Annotated in this window: 12 protein-coding genes; 4 read left to right on the top strand and 8 right to left on the bottom strand. The window is 62.5% G+C overall.

The genetic code is table 11. The features are described 5' to 3' along the window. Positions 1–167 precede the first annotated feature (167 nt). The 3 genes from PseAD21_RS00610 (at position 168) to PseAD21_RS00625 (ending at position 3,241) form a co-directional block, all read left to right on the top strand. Positions 168–974 carry a TatD family hydrolase gene (locus PseAD21_RS00610; protein ID WP_102354048.1) on the top strand — a complete coding sequence of 269 codons (807 nt, stop codon included), beginning with the start codon at positions 168–170 and terminating at the stop codon, positions 972–974. Positions 975–1,179: 205 nt separating this feature from the next. Then, entirely contained in the window at positions 1,180–2,661 is a 1,482-nt protein-coding gene (locus PseAD21_RS00620; protein ID WP_102354049.1) for a methyl-accepting chemotaxis protein, read from the top strand. A gap of 214 nt (positions 2,662–2,875) precedes the next feature. Beyond that, a complete protein-coding gene (locus tag PseAD21_RS00625) occupies positions 2,876–3,241 on the top strand; it encodes an Mpo1-like protein (protein WP_047295495.1) in 366 nt (121 codons plus the stop codon). Between the two features lies 1 nt (position 3,242). On the opposite strand, the gene PseAD21_RS00630 is transcribed toward PseAD21_RS00625, so the two are convergent. The 3 genes from PseAD21_RS00630 to PseAD21_RS00640 all read right to left on the bottom strand — a co-directional run bounded on the left by PseAD21_RS00630 (position 3,243) and on the right by PseAD21_RS00640 (position 5,401). Continuing rightward, positions 3,243–4,037, bottom strand: a complete 795-nt coding sequence (locus PseAD21_RS00630; RefSeq protein WP_102354050.1) for an acyl-CoA thioesterase II — start codon at positions 4,035–4,037, stop codon at positions 3,243–3,245. Between the two features lie 241 nt (positions 4,038–4,278). Continuing rightward, on the bottom strand, positions 4,279–5,043 hold the full coding sequence (locus tag PseAD21_RS00635) for a CHAD domain-containing protein (protein WP_102354051.1): 765 nt from the start codon (positions 5,041–5,043) through the stop codon (positions 4,279–4,281). Positions 5,044–5,122: 79 nt separating this feature from the next. Next, the gene (locus PseAD21_RS00640) at positions 5,123–5,401 is read right to left on the bottom strand and encodes a hypothetical protein (protein WP_007963692.1); all 279 of its coding nucleotides are present in this window, start codon (positions 5,399–5,401) and stop codon (positions 5,123–5,125) included. 216 nt (positions 5,402–5,617) lie between these two features. On the opposite strand from PseAD21_RS00640, the gene PseAD21_RS00645 reads away from it, so the two are divergent. Next, positions 5,618–6,655 (top strand): patatin-like phospholipase family protein, encoded by a 1,038-nt coding sequence (locus PseAD21_RS00645; protein ID WP_102354052.1) that lies wholly within the window; start codon positions 5,618–5,620, stop codon positions 6,653–6,655. A gap of 134 nt (positions 6,656–6,789) precedes the next feature. On the opposite strand, the gene PseAD21_RS00650 is transcribed toward PseAD21_RS00645, so the two are convergent. The 5 genes from PseAD21_RS00650 to kdpA all read right to left on the bottom strand — a co-directional run bounded on the left by PseAD21_RS00650 (position 6,790) and on the right by kdpA (position 14,870). After that, a complete protein-coding gene (locus PseAD21_RS00650) occupies positions 6,790–7,488 on the bottom strand; it encodes a response regulator (protein ID WP_102354053.1) in 699 nt (232 codons plus the stop codon). A 48-nt stretch (positions 7,489–7,536) separates the two neighbouring features. Further along, positions 7,537–10,188 (bottom strand): sensor histidine kinase KdpD, encoded by a 2,652-nt coding sequence (locus PseAD21_RS00655; RefSeq protein WP_102354054.1) that lies wholly within the window; start codon positions 10,186–10,188, stop codon positions 7,537–7,539. A gap of 138 nt (positions 10,189–10,326) precedes the next feature. Continuing rightward, positions 10,327–10,872, bottom strand: coding sequence for a potassium-transporting ATPase subunit KdpC (gene kdpC / locus PseAD21_RS00660; RefSeq protein ID WP_025113113.1), 546 nt, complete (start codon positions 10,870–10,872; stop codon positions 10,327–10,329). Positions 10,873–11,101: 229 nt separating this feature from the next. Further along, entirely contained in the window at positions 11,102–13,165 is a 2,064-nt protein-coding gene (kdpB, locus tag PseAD21_RS00665) for a potassium-transporting ATPase subunit KdpB (RefSeq protein WP_102354055.1), read from the bottom strand. Positions 13,166–13,175: 10 nt separating this feature from the next. Next, positions 13,176–14,870 carry a potassium-transporting ATPase subunit KdpA gene (gene kdpA / locus PseAD21_RS00670; RefSeq protein ID WP_102354056.1) on the bottom strand — a complete coding sequence of 565 codons (1,695 nt, stop codon included), beginning with the start codon at positions 14,868–14,870 and terminating at the stop codon, positions 13,176–13,178. Positions 14,871–14,875 lie beyond the last annotated feature (5 nt).

Consider the following 14,875-nt stretch of genomic DNA (forward strand, 5'->3'; position numbering starts at 1 on the left):
GCCTTGAGCGCTGGCAAAGTGCGAGAGACTGGCACAGTGATGGCATTTATGCCAACCCGGGCTGCGTCACGGCATCAAAAGACAGCTATAACTCTTTGTAGTTCTTGGCTTTTCTTATAAATCTACAGCTCTGGTATGCTTTCCGGCCTTCGGCCCGAGGTAGAACCATGCAACTCATCGATATCGGCGTCAACCTGACCAACCCAAGTTTCGCCGAAAAACATCAGGCCGTGCTCGACCGCGCCTACGCCGCCGGGGTCTGCCAACTGGTGCTGACCGGCACCAGCGTCGGGGGTAGCGAGCAGGCGCTGGAACTGTGCCAGCAACTGGATGACAGCGGGCAACGGCTGTTCGCCACCGCCGGCATTCACCCGCATTCGGCCAGTGACTGGAACGCTGACAGCGCACGTCGTTTGCGCAGCCTGCTGCATGAGAAAAACGTGGTTGCCGTGGGTGAATGCGGGCTGGACTTCAACCGCGATTTCTCTCCGCGCCCGCAACAGGAAAGGGTTCTGGAAGAACACCTGGCGCTGGCCGCAGAGCTGCAACTGCCGGTGTTCCTGCACGAGCGTGATGCCAGTCAGCGCCTGCTGGAAATTCTCCGGGACTTCCGCGATCAACTGCCCGCTGCCGTGGTGCACTGCTTTACCGGCGAGCAAAAAGCCCTGTTCAGTTATCTGGATCTGGACCTGCACATCGGCATCACCGGCTGGATCTGCGACGAGCGCCGGGGCACCCATCTGCACCCGCTGGTCAAGGAGATCAAGCGCGGACGGCTGATGCTGGAAAGCGATGCGCCGTACCTGCTGCCGCGCACTCTGCGACCGAAGCCGAAAAACGGCCGCAATGAGCCGGCGTATCTGACCGAAGTACTGCGCGAAGTAGCGCTGCATCGGGGCGAGAGCGAGGACGAACTGGCAGCGCACACCACGGCGTGCGCCCGCGCGTTCTACAACCTGCCCACCCTCCCCTGACACCCAAAAATCCCTTGTAGGAGTGAGCCTGCTCGCGATGAGGTCGTATCAGTCGACATCAATGTTGACGGATATAACGCTATCGCGAGCAGGCTCACTCCGACAAAAGCTGGGCCTGTTGACCCATATCAAGATCTTCAGATCTGCATAACGGCACAATGATGGCACCTTGCCAAAACTGTTTCCGCTATCAGAGAAGACCTCCATGGGTGCCTGGCTTAGCAATATCTCGCTGAAATACAAATTCTGGGCGGTCAACGCGGTCGCCTTCGTCACCACCCTGCTGCTGGTGCTGTACGCCGTGCAACTCGAGCAGCAAGCCCGCAGCCACGCCTCACAAGCTTCCGCTCAGGCCCAGGCACAATTGCTCAAGGCCTGGCCGACCGGGCAGGCCTTGCCCAAGGTTGACCAGGTGCTGACCTTCAAACGCGGGGAAGCGCCGCGCCTCAACGATCAACCCGTACTGGAGATCAGCGACAGCAACGGCTGGAACGAGATCAATCACCTGCCGCTGTTCGGCAACAACCCGTTGATGGGCGCCGAAGTATTCAGCCGCGCCGACGGCCAACAGGTCGCGGTTATCGCCTATGGTCCAAGCCTGGCGCAAGTATTCAGCGAGCGTTTTGCCAACTACGCGGTGGCGGTGTTCATCCTGATGCTGGCAATGCTCGGCGCTTCACAACTGCTGATCCGCTTCCTGCTCAGCCAGCTCAACACACTGAAAGACGTGATGTTGCATGTCGAGAAAAGCGGTGACCTCTCGGCCCGCGTACCCTTGGCCGGCAAGGATGAAGTCGGGCAGATGGCCAATGCTTTCAACGCGATGCAGGCCGGTTATCAGCGCGTGGTCACGACGGTCGCCAACACCGCGCGACAACTGGACGTCGGCGCCGCACGCCTGGCCTCAAGCATGAATGAAGTGCGCCACGGCATGCTCGGTCAGCAAAGCGAAACCGATCAGGCCGCCACCGCGATCAACGAAATGACCGCCACGGTTTATCACATTGCCCAGCACGTCGGCGCCACCCGCGATCTGTCGCAGACTGCCGATGGCCTCGCTGGCAGCGGCCAGCAAGTGGTCAGCCGTGTGCAACAGTCGATTGCCGGACTTTCCAGCGGTGTGCAGCAGACCGCCGAGATGATCCAGCGCCTGGCCGAGGACAGCCAGAAGATCAACGGCGTGGTCAGCGTGATTCACAGCATCGCCGAGCAAACCAACCTGCTGGCGCTGAATGCCGCCATCGAAGCCGCCCGGGCCGGCGAGATGGGCCGAGGCTTCGCGGTGGTTGCCGACGAAGTGCGCAATCTGGCAAAACGCGTGCAGACCTCCACCGATGAAATCACCACCATGGTCTCGGCGCTGCAGGCCGGCACCCGCGATGCGGTGGACTTCATGCAGGAGAGTTCGTACAAGGCCGATGACTGCGTGCAACAGGCGCAGGAGGCTGGCGAAGCACTGGCGGAAATCACCGGTGCTGTGGCGCAGATGCGCGAGAGCAACACCCAGATTGCGGTGGCGGCCGAGCAGCAGAGTCAGGTGGCCGAGGAGATGAATCGAGCGGTGGTGAGCATTCGTGATGTGACCGAGAACACCGTTCAGCAGACCGTGGATTCGGCGACGACCAGTAATGAACTCGCGACGTTGGCCGGGGAACTCAACAAGGCGATTGGGCAGCTCAAGCTGTAAGGGACTCATCGCGAGCGGGCTCACTCCTACAGGGGGATATGAGAACGCCACAAATCTCCTGTAGGAGTGAGCCCGCTCGCGATGGCGTCAGTTGAAGCACAATCGAACCCAGCCATTGGACCTATCACCGCAATAGCCAACCTTGATTCGCCGCACCACCCGCCCCGGCCTATTCTTCAATCATGTGTTCAACATGGATCGAGGAGTAGCAAACATGGGCAAACGTCACCCCAATCTTCCCGCGTGGCAATGGCGCGCGTACCCGAACAATCATCAGCACCCGACCAATCTGGTGTTGCACCTGATTGCCGTGCCGTTGTTCATCGTCGCGTTTCTGTTGATCGTGTCCGGGGTGTTCAGCCTGAGCCTGGCCAGCGTCGCCATTGGCGTGATCGGTATCGTCGCGGCGCTGGGTCTGCAGCGCCACGGCCACAGCCTGGAGGCGCAAGCCTCCGAGCCGTTCAGTGATCGCAAAGATGCCGTGTCACGCTTGCTGGTCGAGCAGTTCCTGACCTTTCCACGGTTTTTCCTCAGCGGCGGCTGGTGGCGCGCCTGGCGTGAGCGCCACCGTCGGCATTGATTCAGGCGAAGATCGTGACGGTCTGTCGGCTCATGGCGATCAACTCCCCTTCCGCGCTCCACAGTTTCGCGGCGACATGCCCGTAACCGTCGGCGGCGTATTCGATGTCGGCCAGGTATTTGCACCAGTCCAGCGTGCTCAAGTCGCGTAGCGGCTGAACGAATTCAATGGTCCAGGTCAACGTGCTACCCGGTGCCGGTTTCTTCAGATACGGCAACAATGCCGGCGGCCACGCATCCACCAGCGCCAGCAGATGCGCCTCATTGACCGGTTCTTCCTTGACGTCTCCACGCAACCGCACCCAACCGCCCATCTGCCGCGATGTGTTGCCGGTGAACGGCATGCCGCCGACACTCCAACGCATCGACAAGTGACGCATGAATTCCGGGGTCACGCCTTTGATGTAGGGCAATTCCTGGCATTCGTCCCAGTGTTTCATTTCGGCTGCCGGATAGGCGGCAACGGCCACTTCCGACGGTCGCGAAGCACCGAAGCTGCCTTGCACAATCGTCACCACCTGACCGTTCTGCACCGCACGGCCCAGCACCTGGCTGACCGCCTTGCCTTCACGCAATACATCGACTTCGAAACGCACCGGGACTTCCGGCTCCACCGGGCCGACAAAGGTGATTGCCAGCGAGCGCACCGGGCGATCTGCGGGCACCTTCGCGCGCATGGCTTCATATTGCAGCGCCGCCACCAGGCCACCAAAACTGGCCCGGCCCTGGCCCCACTCGGCAGGAATAGTCAGTTCTGGATCGCGGCGGACCGCATCGAGCAAATCGGAAAAGCGCATGACAACCTCGGGAAGCAAAAGTGAATGCAGCGATCTTAACCAGCATGGCAGAGCGCCGCAGCGTCTATTCCGGTCAAATGGACTGACAGAAAGGCCTTACACCGATATCAACCACACCGCAGATCCCTTGCAGGAGTGAGCCTGCTCGCGATAGCGGTCTGACATTCAACAGTCGCGTTGGCTGTCAGACCGCTATCGCGAGCAGGCTCACTCCTACAGAAGATATGTGCTGATATCGGGGTTATTTGAAGCAGCTTGAACTGAGTTTTTCGAGCACCCGATCCGCCTTGGCTTCGGCCTTGATCAGGCCTGCCTGCCAGGTCGCAACGCACGGTTGCAGATCACTTTCCTGCTCGGCCCGCGCCAGCCATTGCCAGCAATCGTGCCAGTCACCGAGCGCGCCCTGCGCCGACTTCAACCGCGCCAGCGCCGCTGCAGGCAGACGATCCAGCTCCGGATAAGCTTCGATGCCATAGCGCACGCGCTTGATCAGCAAGCGCAGGCGATGGCGGTCGTGGGCTGGATCATGCAGCGCCTCATCAAGTTTTTTCCATTGTTTGTGCAGGCGGTTTTCGATGCGCTTGGCCAAGCCCTTGAGCAGGCCCTGACGCTCAGATGCGCGCAGGAAACGCGGGAATGCGTCGAGCATCATCAGCAACGAATTGACTTCAGCACTCGCCGCCAGCGTCGGATAGGCGTCGGCCATTTGCGCCATGCGCCGTTGCGCCGCCTGCGCTTGATCGTGCTTGAGCAGATACGCCGCCAATACCTCGCGGTCACGCCACGGCGTGGTCAACTGGCCCACCGCTGATGCGGCACCTTCCAGTTGCTCCACGCCAGGCAAGCCGCGCAATGGCCGTAGCAGGCTGCGCAAGCGCCGCACCGTGGTGCGCAAATCATGCAGCGCTTCAGGGTCGGTGCGCGCGGTCAAGCGCGCCTGACAAGCCAGCAGCCGCACTTCCAGGCTCAGGACATGAGCCACCAACCGATCGACCAACGCAGACATCCCTTGCTCCTGATTCACATGGCTTGAAGGATGAGTCTGCCGTGAGAAGGCGGCCACATCCTTGCGTCAAGTCAGCAGCTTAGCGACCGGCGCGGGATTCGCGAATATAGAAACGGGCTTTCTCGGCCTTGTTGCTGCAGCCCTCGAAGCCTTCGAATTGCTGCTGGGTCTTGGCGGCCGTCAGCAACGACAGCGCCTTGGAGTAGCTGACCGTACCGGCAAAACCTTCGGCCTTGGCCAGGTCCAGTTCATGCCACGCCGCATCGAGCTGACTGCCACAGCTGTCACGATAAGCAGTCTTGCCAGCGCAACCGGCCAACGCCAGCGCGATCAACGGCACACAGATCCAGGCTTTCATCACTTACACCTCAAAATAGGTCAACAGTCGTGCAGTTAAGACGGTGCGGCGAGCAAAAAGTGCCTTGGCGCCCGATGAATCTGCGGTGCCCCAAGGATAGCGCCGAGCGGTCACGGAGTATCGAAAAAACGACGCCGCAGGCGCCCTGAACGACCCTGCCGATTGTCGCCCGCCCCCGGATGGGTGCATTGTGGAGCCTTGTCGGGAGGAAGTTTGATGAAAAAGCGTGTCGCACTGGTGCTGGGCTCCGGTGGCGCCCGGGGCTATGCCCATATCGGGGTCATCGAGGAGATCGAAAGACGCGGTTACGACATTGCCTGCATTGCCGGTTGTTCGATGGGCGCGGTGGTCGGCGGAATCTATGCGGCGGGCAAACTCGAGGAGTACCGCACCTGGATCGAATCGCTCGACTATCTGGATGTGCTGCGGCTGGTGGACGTGAGCTTCCGCCTCGGGGCAATTCGCGGCGAAAAAGTCTTCGGGCAGATCCGCAAGATCGTCGGCGAGATCAACATCGAAGACCTGCGCATCCCCTACACCGCGGTCGCCGCCGACCTCACCAACCAGCAGGAAATCTGGTTTCAGGAGGGCTGCCTGCATCAGGCGATGCGCGCCTCGGCAGCGATTCCCAGCCTGTTCACCCCGGTGATGCAGGGTAACCGGATGCTGGTGGATGGCGGCATTCTCAACCCGTTGCCGATCGTGCCGGTGGTGTCCAGCCACTGCGACCTGATCATCGCCGTCAACCTCAACGCGACCAACCAGCGGCATTACAAATTGCCGGTGATTCAGCGCCCGCCAGCCTTTCGCTCGCGCTTCGACAGCCTGCTCAGTTCGCTCGGTTCGAAGATGCCGTTCCGCCGCAAACAGGCCGAGCAGTTGTTGTTGCTCGAGCAGGAAGCCTTACGCGCGGAAGCGGCGGACATCAATCCGTGGCTGGAAGGCAGCGAGCCGGAAAGTCAGCAACCGGCAGCGGCCCCCGAGCGCGAAGGTGCGCCGAAATCCGCCACCGGTTCGTTCATCATCGACAACGTCGGGCCGGCGTCACTGCTGGACCTGATCAACCAGAGTTTCGAGGTGATGCAGACCTCGCTGGCGCAATACAAGATCGCCGGGTATCCGCCGGACATCCTGATCAACGTGCCAAAGCGCGTGTGCCGGTTTTTCGAGTTCTACAAGGCACCGGAACTGATCGCGCTGGGGCGCGAGATTGCGCGGGATACGCTGGATCGGTATGAGAGTGAACAGGGTTAAGGCCTGAAAGATCGCTGTTGAATGCAGTGCCCTCATCGCGAGCAGGCTCACTCCTACAAGGGATCTGCGAACGACGCCGACTCAATGTAGGAGTGAGCCTGCTCGCAATGAGGCCAGAAAAGACAACACAGAAACTACAGGCTGCCCTCACTCAACAACCGATACCCAACCCCCGCTTCTGTCACGATAAACCGTGGCCGCGTCGGATCATCCGCCAGCTTCTGGCGCAAGTGCCCGACCACAATCCGCAGGTAGTGACTGTCTTCGGTATGCGTCGGCCCCCAGATGTCCTTGAGCAATTGCTGCTGGGTGATCACCCGCCCCGGGTGCCGCGCCAGTTGCGCCAGCACCGCGTACTCCTTGCGGGTCAGCGCCACTTCGACGCCGTCGAGCAATACCCGCCGATAGGCCAGATCAACCGTCAACGGGCCGAACGTCAGGGCCGCCTGTTGCGCCTCGCCGGCCGGCGCCTGACGCAACAAGGCGCGGACCCGGGCGAGAAACTCCTGAATACCGAACGGCTTGGTCACGTAGTCGTTGGCGCCGCCATCCAGTGCCTGGACTTTCTGCCCTTCGCTGGCCCGCACCGAGAGCACCAGTACCGGCGCGGTGGCCCATTCGCGAAACTCGCGCAGCACCTGCTGGCCGTCCATGTCCGGCAGGCCCAGGTCGAGCACCAGCAAGTCGGGTTTGTTCAGCGCGGCCTGGGCCAGGCCCTCGGCGCCGGTCCCGGCTTCCAGCACTTTGTAGCCTTGTGAGGCAAGGCTGATGCGCAGGAATTTGCGGATCTGCGGTTCGTCATCGATGACCAAAATGGTCGCGGTCTGGCTCATGAATTCACATCAACACAAAAGATTGGCAAGAGAGTAGCGCAGCCGGGCTCAGGCTTCATTGTCCATCCCCGGTTGCGTCTGCAATGGCAGGTGCAGGGTGATGCTGGTGCCGCGTCCGCCGATGCCGTCGGCGACGCTGATCCGCCCGCCATGCGCGCCGACCATGCCCTGACAGATCGCCAGCCCCAGACCGGTACCCTGGCCACCGCGATCACCGCGGGCGGCGGTGTAGAACATGTCGAAAATTTTCGCCCGCTCGTCTTCAGGAATCCCCGGCCCTTCATCGCTGACCGTGAAGAAGATCTCTTCGGCATTCGCCCCGGCACTCAGTTGCAAACGCCCATGGGCAGGCGAGAACCGCGCAGCGTTTTCCAGCACATTGACCAGCGCCTGCTCGATCAACGCTGCATGAACGAACAGCAACGGCAACTCGGCGGGCACATCGGTGCTGACCTGCAACGGCGCCAGTACTGCACGCAGACGATTGAGCGAACTGCCGACAATGTCGGCAGGCGCCACCCAGTCGCGCGCCAGCTTCAACGCGCCGTGGCCGAGACGGGTCATGTCCAGCAGGTTCTGGATGTAGCGATCGAGGCGTTCGGCCTCATCTCGAGTGCCTTCGAGCAACTCGCGGCGATCTTCCAGCGGGATCGCTTCGCCGAGCGCCAGCAAACTATCGATGCTGCCGCGCATGGCGGTCAGCGGCGTACGCAGATCGTGAGACACCGAGGCCAGCAGCGCACTGCGCAATTGCTCGGTTTCGCCGTGCAGGCGTGCGGCTTCCAGATCGTCCGCCAGTTGCGCCCGGGCCAGCGCCTGAGCGAGTGGCTGACTCAACGCGGTGAGCAGGCGTCGACGTTGGCCGCTCAAGGTCTGGCCTTCTTTGGCGCAGACCCCGAGCAGCGCCAGCGGCCCGTCCTCCACCGACAGCGGCCACCACCACCAGCGACCGAGCGGCAGCGTGCCGGTGCCCATACCCGCCGGTTGATCGTGTTGCCAGGCCCAGTCGGCGGCGGCACGTTCGGATTCGGTAAACTCCAGCGGCCCGCCGGTCTCGACTTTCCAGCCGCCCTGGCCGTCACGGTTGAGCAGGCACAACTGCAGATCGCTCCAGCCATTGAGGTGTTGCGCGGCGGCGCTGACCACCGCCTGACGGTCGGTGGCGGCGGTGAGTTTGCGCGACAGGTCGAGCAGTTCGGTGGTCTCTTCCTGCGTGTCGCGCAGGGCCTGCAACTGCCGCCGCTGGCGGGCGGCCAGGTTACCGGTAAGTGCGGCCATCAGCAGGAAGAACAGCAAGGTCAGGACGTCTTCCTCGCGCTGGATGGCGAAGGAAAAATTCGGCGGAATGAACAGAAAGTCGTATGTCAGAAACGACAACGCCGCGCAGGCCAGTGCCGGCCCCAGGCTGCTGCGCACCGCCACCAGCAACACCGCCGCGAGGAACACCAGCGAGATGTTCGGCAGCGGCAACACACTCGACACCGCCCACGCCAGCGCACTGGCCAACACCGTGGCAACCAGTGCCAGTACATAGTCGAACCAGACCAGCGTCGGCGTCGCCCGCAGGCGCGGTTGCGGGTGTTCGTGGTCGTTGTCGAGGACGTTGATTTCCAGCCCGTGAGCCTGCCGCAGCAAACGCGCGGCGAGCCCGCCACCAAACAGGCGGCGACGCAGACTCGGTCGCGACTGGCCCACCAGCACCAGACTGGCGCGGCGTTCGGCGGCATGCTGAATCAAGGTCTTCGCCACTTCACCGGCACGCAGCAACACCACTTCGCCGCCAAGGCGTTCCGCCAACTGCTGGGCATTTTGCAGGCGCAGGCGCGACTGTTCATCGCGCACGGTGCCGTTGTCGACATGCACCAGGCTCCACGGCAAATGCCGACGCTGGGCCACGCGGCTGGCGTGCCGCACCAGGCGTTCAGCCTGCGCATCACCGTCGATGCCCACCAGCAAACGCCCGCGTACCGCCGGAGCAGCCTGACCGAGCTGACGATAGCCTTGCGCGAGATCGTTATCGACCTGCGCGGCCGCCGTTTGCATCGCCAGTTCGCGCAGCGCCGTGAGGTTGGTCTGGGTGAAAAACGCATCGATCGCTGCCCGCGCCTGTTCCGGCACGTAGACCTTGCCTTCGCGCAGTCGCTCCAGCAATTCGCGCGGCGGCAGGTCGATCAGCAGCAGTTCGTAGGCTTCCTGCAGCACCCAGTCCGGCAGGGTTTCACGCACCTGCACACCGGTGATACCACGCACCTGATCGTTGAGACTTTCCAGGTGTTGGACGTTGACCGTGGTGTAGACATCGATACCGGCGGCGAGCAGTTCCTGAATGTCCTGCCAGCGTTTGGCATGGCGGCTGCCGGGGGCGTTGGTGTGCGCCAGTTCGTCCACCAGCACCAGTTTCGGTTTGGCCGTGAGCAGGCCGTCGAGGTCCATTTCTTCGAGCATCACACCCCGGTATTCCGAGCGCACCAGCGGTTGCTGCGGCAAACCGCCGAGCAGTGCTTCGGTTTCCGCCCGGCCGTGGGTTTCAACGACGCCGGCGATGATTCTCACGCCTTGGCGCAATTGCGTGTGCGCGGCCTGGAGCATGGCGTAGGTCTTGCCGACACCGGGGGCGGCGCCGAGGAAGACTTTCAGCCGGCCACGGCCGTCTCGGGGCAGGTCTGCTAACAGTGCGTCGGCGCGGCCGGAGTCGCTCATGCTGGGAGTTCTCTCTTCCTGATTGATCGTTCCCACGCTCTGCGTGGGAATGCAGCCCGGGACGCTCTGCGTCCCATAAAAGCAGACGCAGAGCGTCTATTGATGCATTCCCACGCAGAGCGTGGGAACGAGCATCGACTACAGCTTTTCCAGCGCCATGTTCAATTCCAGCACATTCACCACCGGCGGCCCCACCAGCGGTTGTTCGATGTGCGCATCGAGCAGTTGCTGCAAGGTCGACACCGGCAGGTTGCGAGCTGCCGCGACACGCGCCAGTTGATAGGCAATTGCCGCCGGAGGCAAGTGCGGATCGAGACCGCTGCCGGAGGTGGTCAGCAACGCCAAGGGCACTGGCCCCTGGCCGGGCACCTGCAACTTGTTGGCGTCGTCGATCACCCGTGTGGCCAGCGCCGGATTGCTCGGCGCCAGGTTGCTGGCACTGCTGGAAACGGTGGCAAAAGCACCCGCCGAAGGACGCGGATGGAACCACGCATCACCGACGAAATCCTGAGCGATCAGCGCCGAGCCGCGCACCTTGCCGTCGGCATCGTGGACCAGACTGCCGTTGGCTTGTTCAGGGAAAGCGACCTGCGCAACGCCGGTCACCACCAGTGGATAAGCCACGCCGGTGATCAGGGTCATCAGCACCAGCAGGCTCAGGGCCGGACGTATCATTGTGGACATTGCAAAATCCTCGAATTCGTTGGGCAACTTGGGTGGAGTGTCAGGGAGATTTCTTCCCCCTCACCCCAGCCCTCTCCCCCAAGGGGGGAGAGGGGAAAGGGAGCCGATCCTGGTGTTGTTCAAGACCTGAGCTCGGCTCGGTATTTCAGGTCGATCCAGCTCCCGCAAACACCTCGGTCGGTCCCCTCTACCCCAGGAAGAAGGTTTAGGGTGAGGGGTTCTTTCAGTCTCAAACCAGATGCAGCGCCGTCAGCAGCATGTCGATCGCCTTGATCCCCACGAACGGCACCAGAATCCCGCCCAGTCCGTAGATCAGCAGGTTGCGGCGCAGCAATGCCGCGGCACTCGCCGCCTGCACGCGCACGCCGCGCAATGCCAGTGGAATCAACACCACGATGATCAAGGCATTGAAGACAATGGCCGAGAGGATCGCGCTCTGTGGACTGGTCAGGTGCATGATGTTCAGCACGCCCAGTTGCGGGTAAATCGCGGCGAACAGTGCCGGCAGAATCGCGAAGTATTTGGCGACGTCGTTGGCGATGGAAAAGGTCGTCAACGCGCCACGGGTCACCAGCAATTCCTTGCCGATCTGCACCACGTCCAGCAGCTTGGTCGGGTCGCTGTCGAGGTCGACCATGTTCGCCGCTTCGCGTGCGGCTTGCGTGCCGTCGTTCATCGCCATACCGACGTCCGCCTGGGCCAGCGCCGGGGCGTCGTTGGCACCGTCGCCGCACATGGCGACCAGACGACCGTCGTTCTGCTCAAGGCGAATGCGCGCCAGTTTCTTCTCCGGAGTGGCTTCGGCGAGCACGTCATCGACGCCCGCTTCAGCGGCGATGGCCGCTGCGGTCAACGGGTTGTCACCGGTGACCATCACGGTGCGAATCCCCAGTTTGCGCAGCTCGGCAAACCGCTCGCGAATGCCCGGCTTGACCACGTCCTTGAGGTGGATCGCACCGAGCAGTTTGCCGTCGGCGCAGACCAGCAACGGAGTACCGCCGCTCTGCGCGATCTTGTCGATTTCCCGCGACAGCGCAGGCGGCAGATCGGCACGTTGTTGGCCGAGGAAGGCCAGCAGCGAATCCACTGCACCCTTGCGGTAAACGCGGCCCTGATAGTCGACACCGGACAAACGGGTTTCCGCACTGAATGGCACGGCGGTCAGGCTGTCCAGCGTCGGCTCAGGCTGTGGGTGCAGACCGCGCAGGTATTCAACGATGGATTTGCCTTCAGCGGTGTCGTCCGCCAGCGAAGCGAACAAGGCGCCTTCGGCCAGTTCCCGACCATTCACACCAGGTGCGGCATACACCGCGCTGCAACGACGGTTGCCGAAGGTGATGGTGCCGGTCTTGTCCAGCAGCAGCACGTGCACGTCACCGGCCGCTTCCACTGCACGCCCGGATTTGGCAATCACGTTCAGCCGTACCAGTCGATCCATCCCGGCAATACCGATGGCGGACAACAGGCCACCGATGGTGGTCGGAATCAGCGTGACCAGCAGCGCCACCAGGAACACCAGCGGCAGGTTGCCGTTGGCGAAGTGGGCGAACGGCTGCAGGGTCACCACCACCAGCAGGAAGATCAGAGTCAGACCGATCAGCAGGATGTCCAGCGCCACTTCGTTCGGGGTCTTCTGGCGTTTGGCGCCTTCGACCAGCGCGATCATGCGGTCGAGGGTCGATTCACCGGGGTTGGCGGTGATCTTCACCAACAACCAGTCGGACACCAGGCGCGTGTTGCCAGTGACCGCCGAGCGATCGCCGCCGGACTCGCGAATCACTGGTGCCGACTCGCCAGTGATCGCCGCTTCGTTGACCGCCGCGATGCCTTCGATGACCTCGCCGTCACCGGGAATCATCTCCCCCGCTTCGACGCGCACCACATCACCTTTGCGCAGGTTGGCGGCAGGCACCACCTGGAAGCTGCCATTGGCCATTTTGCGCCGTGCGCTGAGGCCTTCGCTACCGGCCTTGAGACTGTCGGCGCGGGCCTTGCCGCGACCTTCGGCCAAGGCTTCGGCGAAGTTGGCGAACAGCACGGTGAACCATAGCCAGAGGGCAATCTGCGCGGCGACGAAAGTCGGCACGAGGTTGTCCGGAATGAAGCACAGCACGGTGGTGAAGATCGCCGTCAGTTCGACCACCAGCATCACCGGCGAGCGCACCAACTGACGCGGGTCGAGCTTGACGAACGCTTGCACCAGCGCCGGGCGCCACAGGGCTGAGATCGCGGTTTTCGGTGCTTCTGCCGACTTGGTCGGCACCGCAGGTTTTGCAGGAACATGCATATTCATGATGGATTCCTTAGAAGCCCAAGCTCAGGTGTTCGGCGATTGGCCCCAGCGCCAGGGTCGGCAGGAAGGTCAGGCCGCCCACCAGCAAAATGGTCACGGTCAACAGGGTCACGAACAGCGGGCCATGGGTCGGGAAGCTGTTCTGGCCAATCGGCGCGGTTTTCTTCATCGCCAGGCTGCCGGCCAGTGCCAGCACCGGCAGGATGTAACCGAAGCGGCCGATCAACATGCCCAGACCGAGCATCAGGTTGTGGAACGGCGTGTTGGCGCTCAGTCCACCGAACGCCGAACCGTTGTTGGCGCTGGCCGAGGTGTAGGCGTACAGCAATTGGCTGAAACCGTGCGGGCCGGGGTTACTGATGGTCGCCGCCGGGCCTGGCAGGGTCGCCGCAATCGCGCCGAGCACCAGGACGCCCACCGGCATCACCAACAAGGTCACCACCAGCAATTGCACTTCGCGCGCCTGCAGTTTCTTGCCCAGATATTCCGGCGTACGACCAATCATCAGGCCGGCGAGGAACACCGCGATCAGCACGTTGAGCAACATGCCGTAGAGCCCGGCACCGACGCCGCCGAAGATCACTTCGCCGACCATCATGTTGACCAGCGCGACCATGCCGCTGAGCGGGTTGAGGCTGTCGTGCATGCCGTTGACCGAACCGTTCGACGCCGCAGTCGTGGTCACCGACCACAGCACGGTGGCGGTGGTACCGAAGCGTGCTTCCTTGCCTTCCAGTGGCGCGGTCTGTTCGACCGCGACATTGTTCAGCGCCGGGTTAGGCTGATATTCGGCCCACAGCGATGTCGCGCCGCCGATCAGGAACAGTGCGAGCATGCAGGCGATAATCGCGCGGCTCTGACGCAGGTCTTTGACGTAGTGGCCGAAGGTGAAGACCAGCGCCACCGGGATCAGAATGATCGACGCCAGTTCGAACAGGTTGCTCCACGCGGTCGGGTTCTCGAACGGGTGCGCCGAGTTGACACCGAAGAAGCCACCGCCGTTGGTGCCCAGTTGCTTGATCGCAATCTGGCTGGCGGCCGGGCCGAGCGGGATCACTTGATCGACGCCCTGCATGGTCACGGCATTCACATATTGCGCGAAGGTCTGCGGTACGCCCTGCCACACCAGGTACAGCGCCAGCAGCAGGCACAGCGGCAGCAAGCCGTAGAGGGTGGCGCGGGTCATGTCGACCCAGAAGTTGCCCAGGGTCTTTGCCGACTTGCGACCGATGCCGCGGCACAACGCAACCAGCACCGCGAGACCGGTGGCGGCGCTGACGAAGTTCTGCACGGTGAGGCCAACCATCTGACTCAGGTAGCTTAGGGTTGCTTCACCGCTGTAGGACTGCCAGTTGGTGTTGGTCATGAAACTGACCGCGGTGTTGAACGCCTGGGTCCATTCCTGACCCGGCAAGTTTTGCGGGTTCAGCGGCAGGTGATCCTGGAACAACAGGATCGCGAACAGCAGCAGAAAACCGGCGAGGTTGAACGCCAGCAGTGCCAGCGTGTATTTCTGCCAGCTCTGTTCCGCCTGCGGATCAACCCCGGCAATGCGATAGCAACCGCGCTCGACCGGGCCGAGAATCGGCGTCAGCCAGGTGCGCTGGCCTTCCATCACTTTGTAGTAGAAGCGCCCGAGGAACGGCGCCGGCAGCAAGACCACCGCAAAAAACGCGAGGATCAGCCAATAGTCATAACTGTGCATAGCCG

The sequence above is a fragment of the Pseudomonas sp. AD21 genome, assembly GCF_002878485.1.
In the GTDB taxonomy this organism is placed as follows: domain Bacteria; phylum Pseudomonadota; class Gammaproteobacteria; order Pseudomonadales; family Pseudomonadaceae; genus Aquipseudomonas.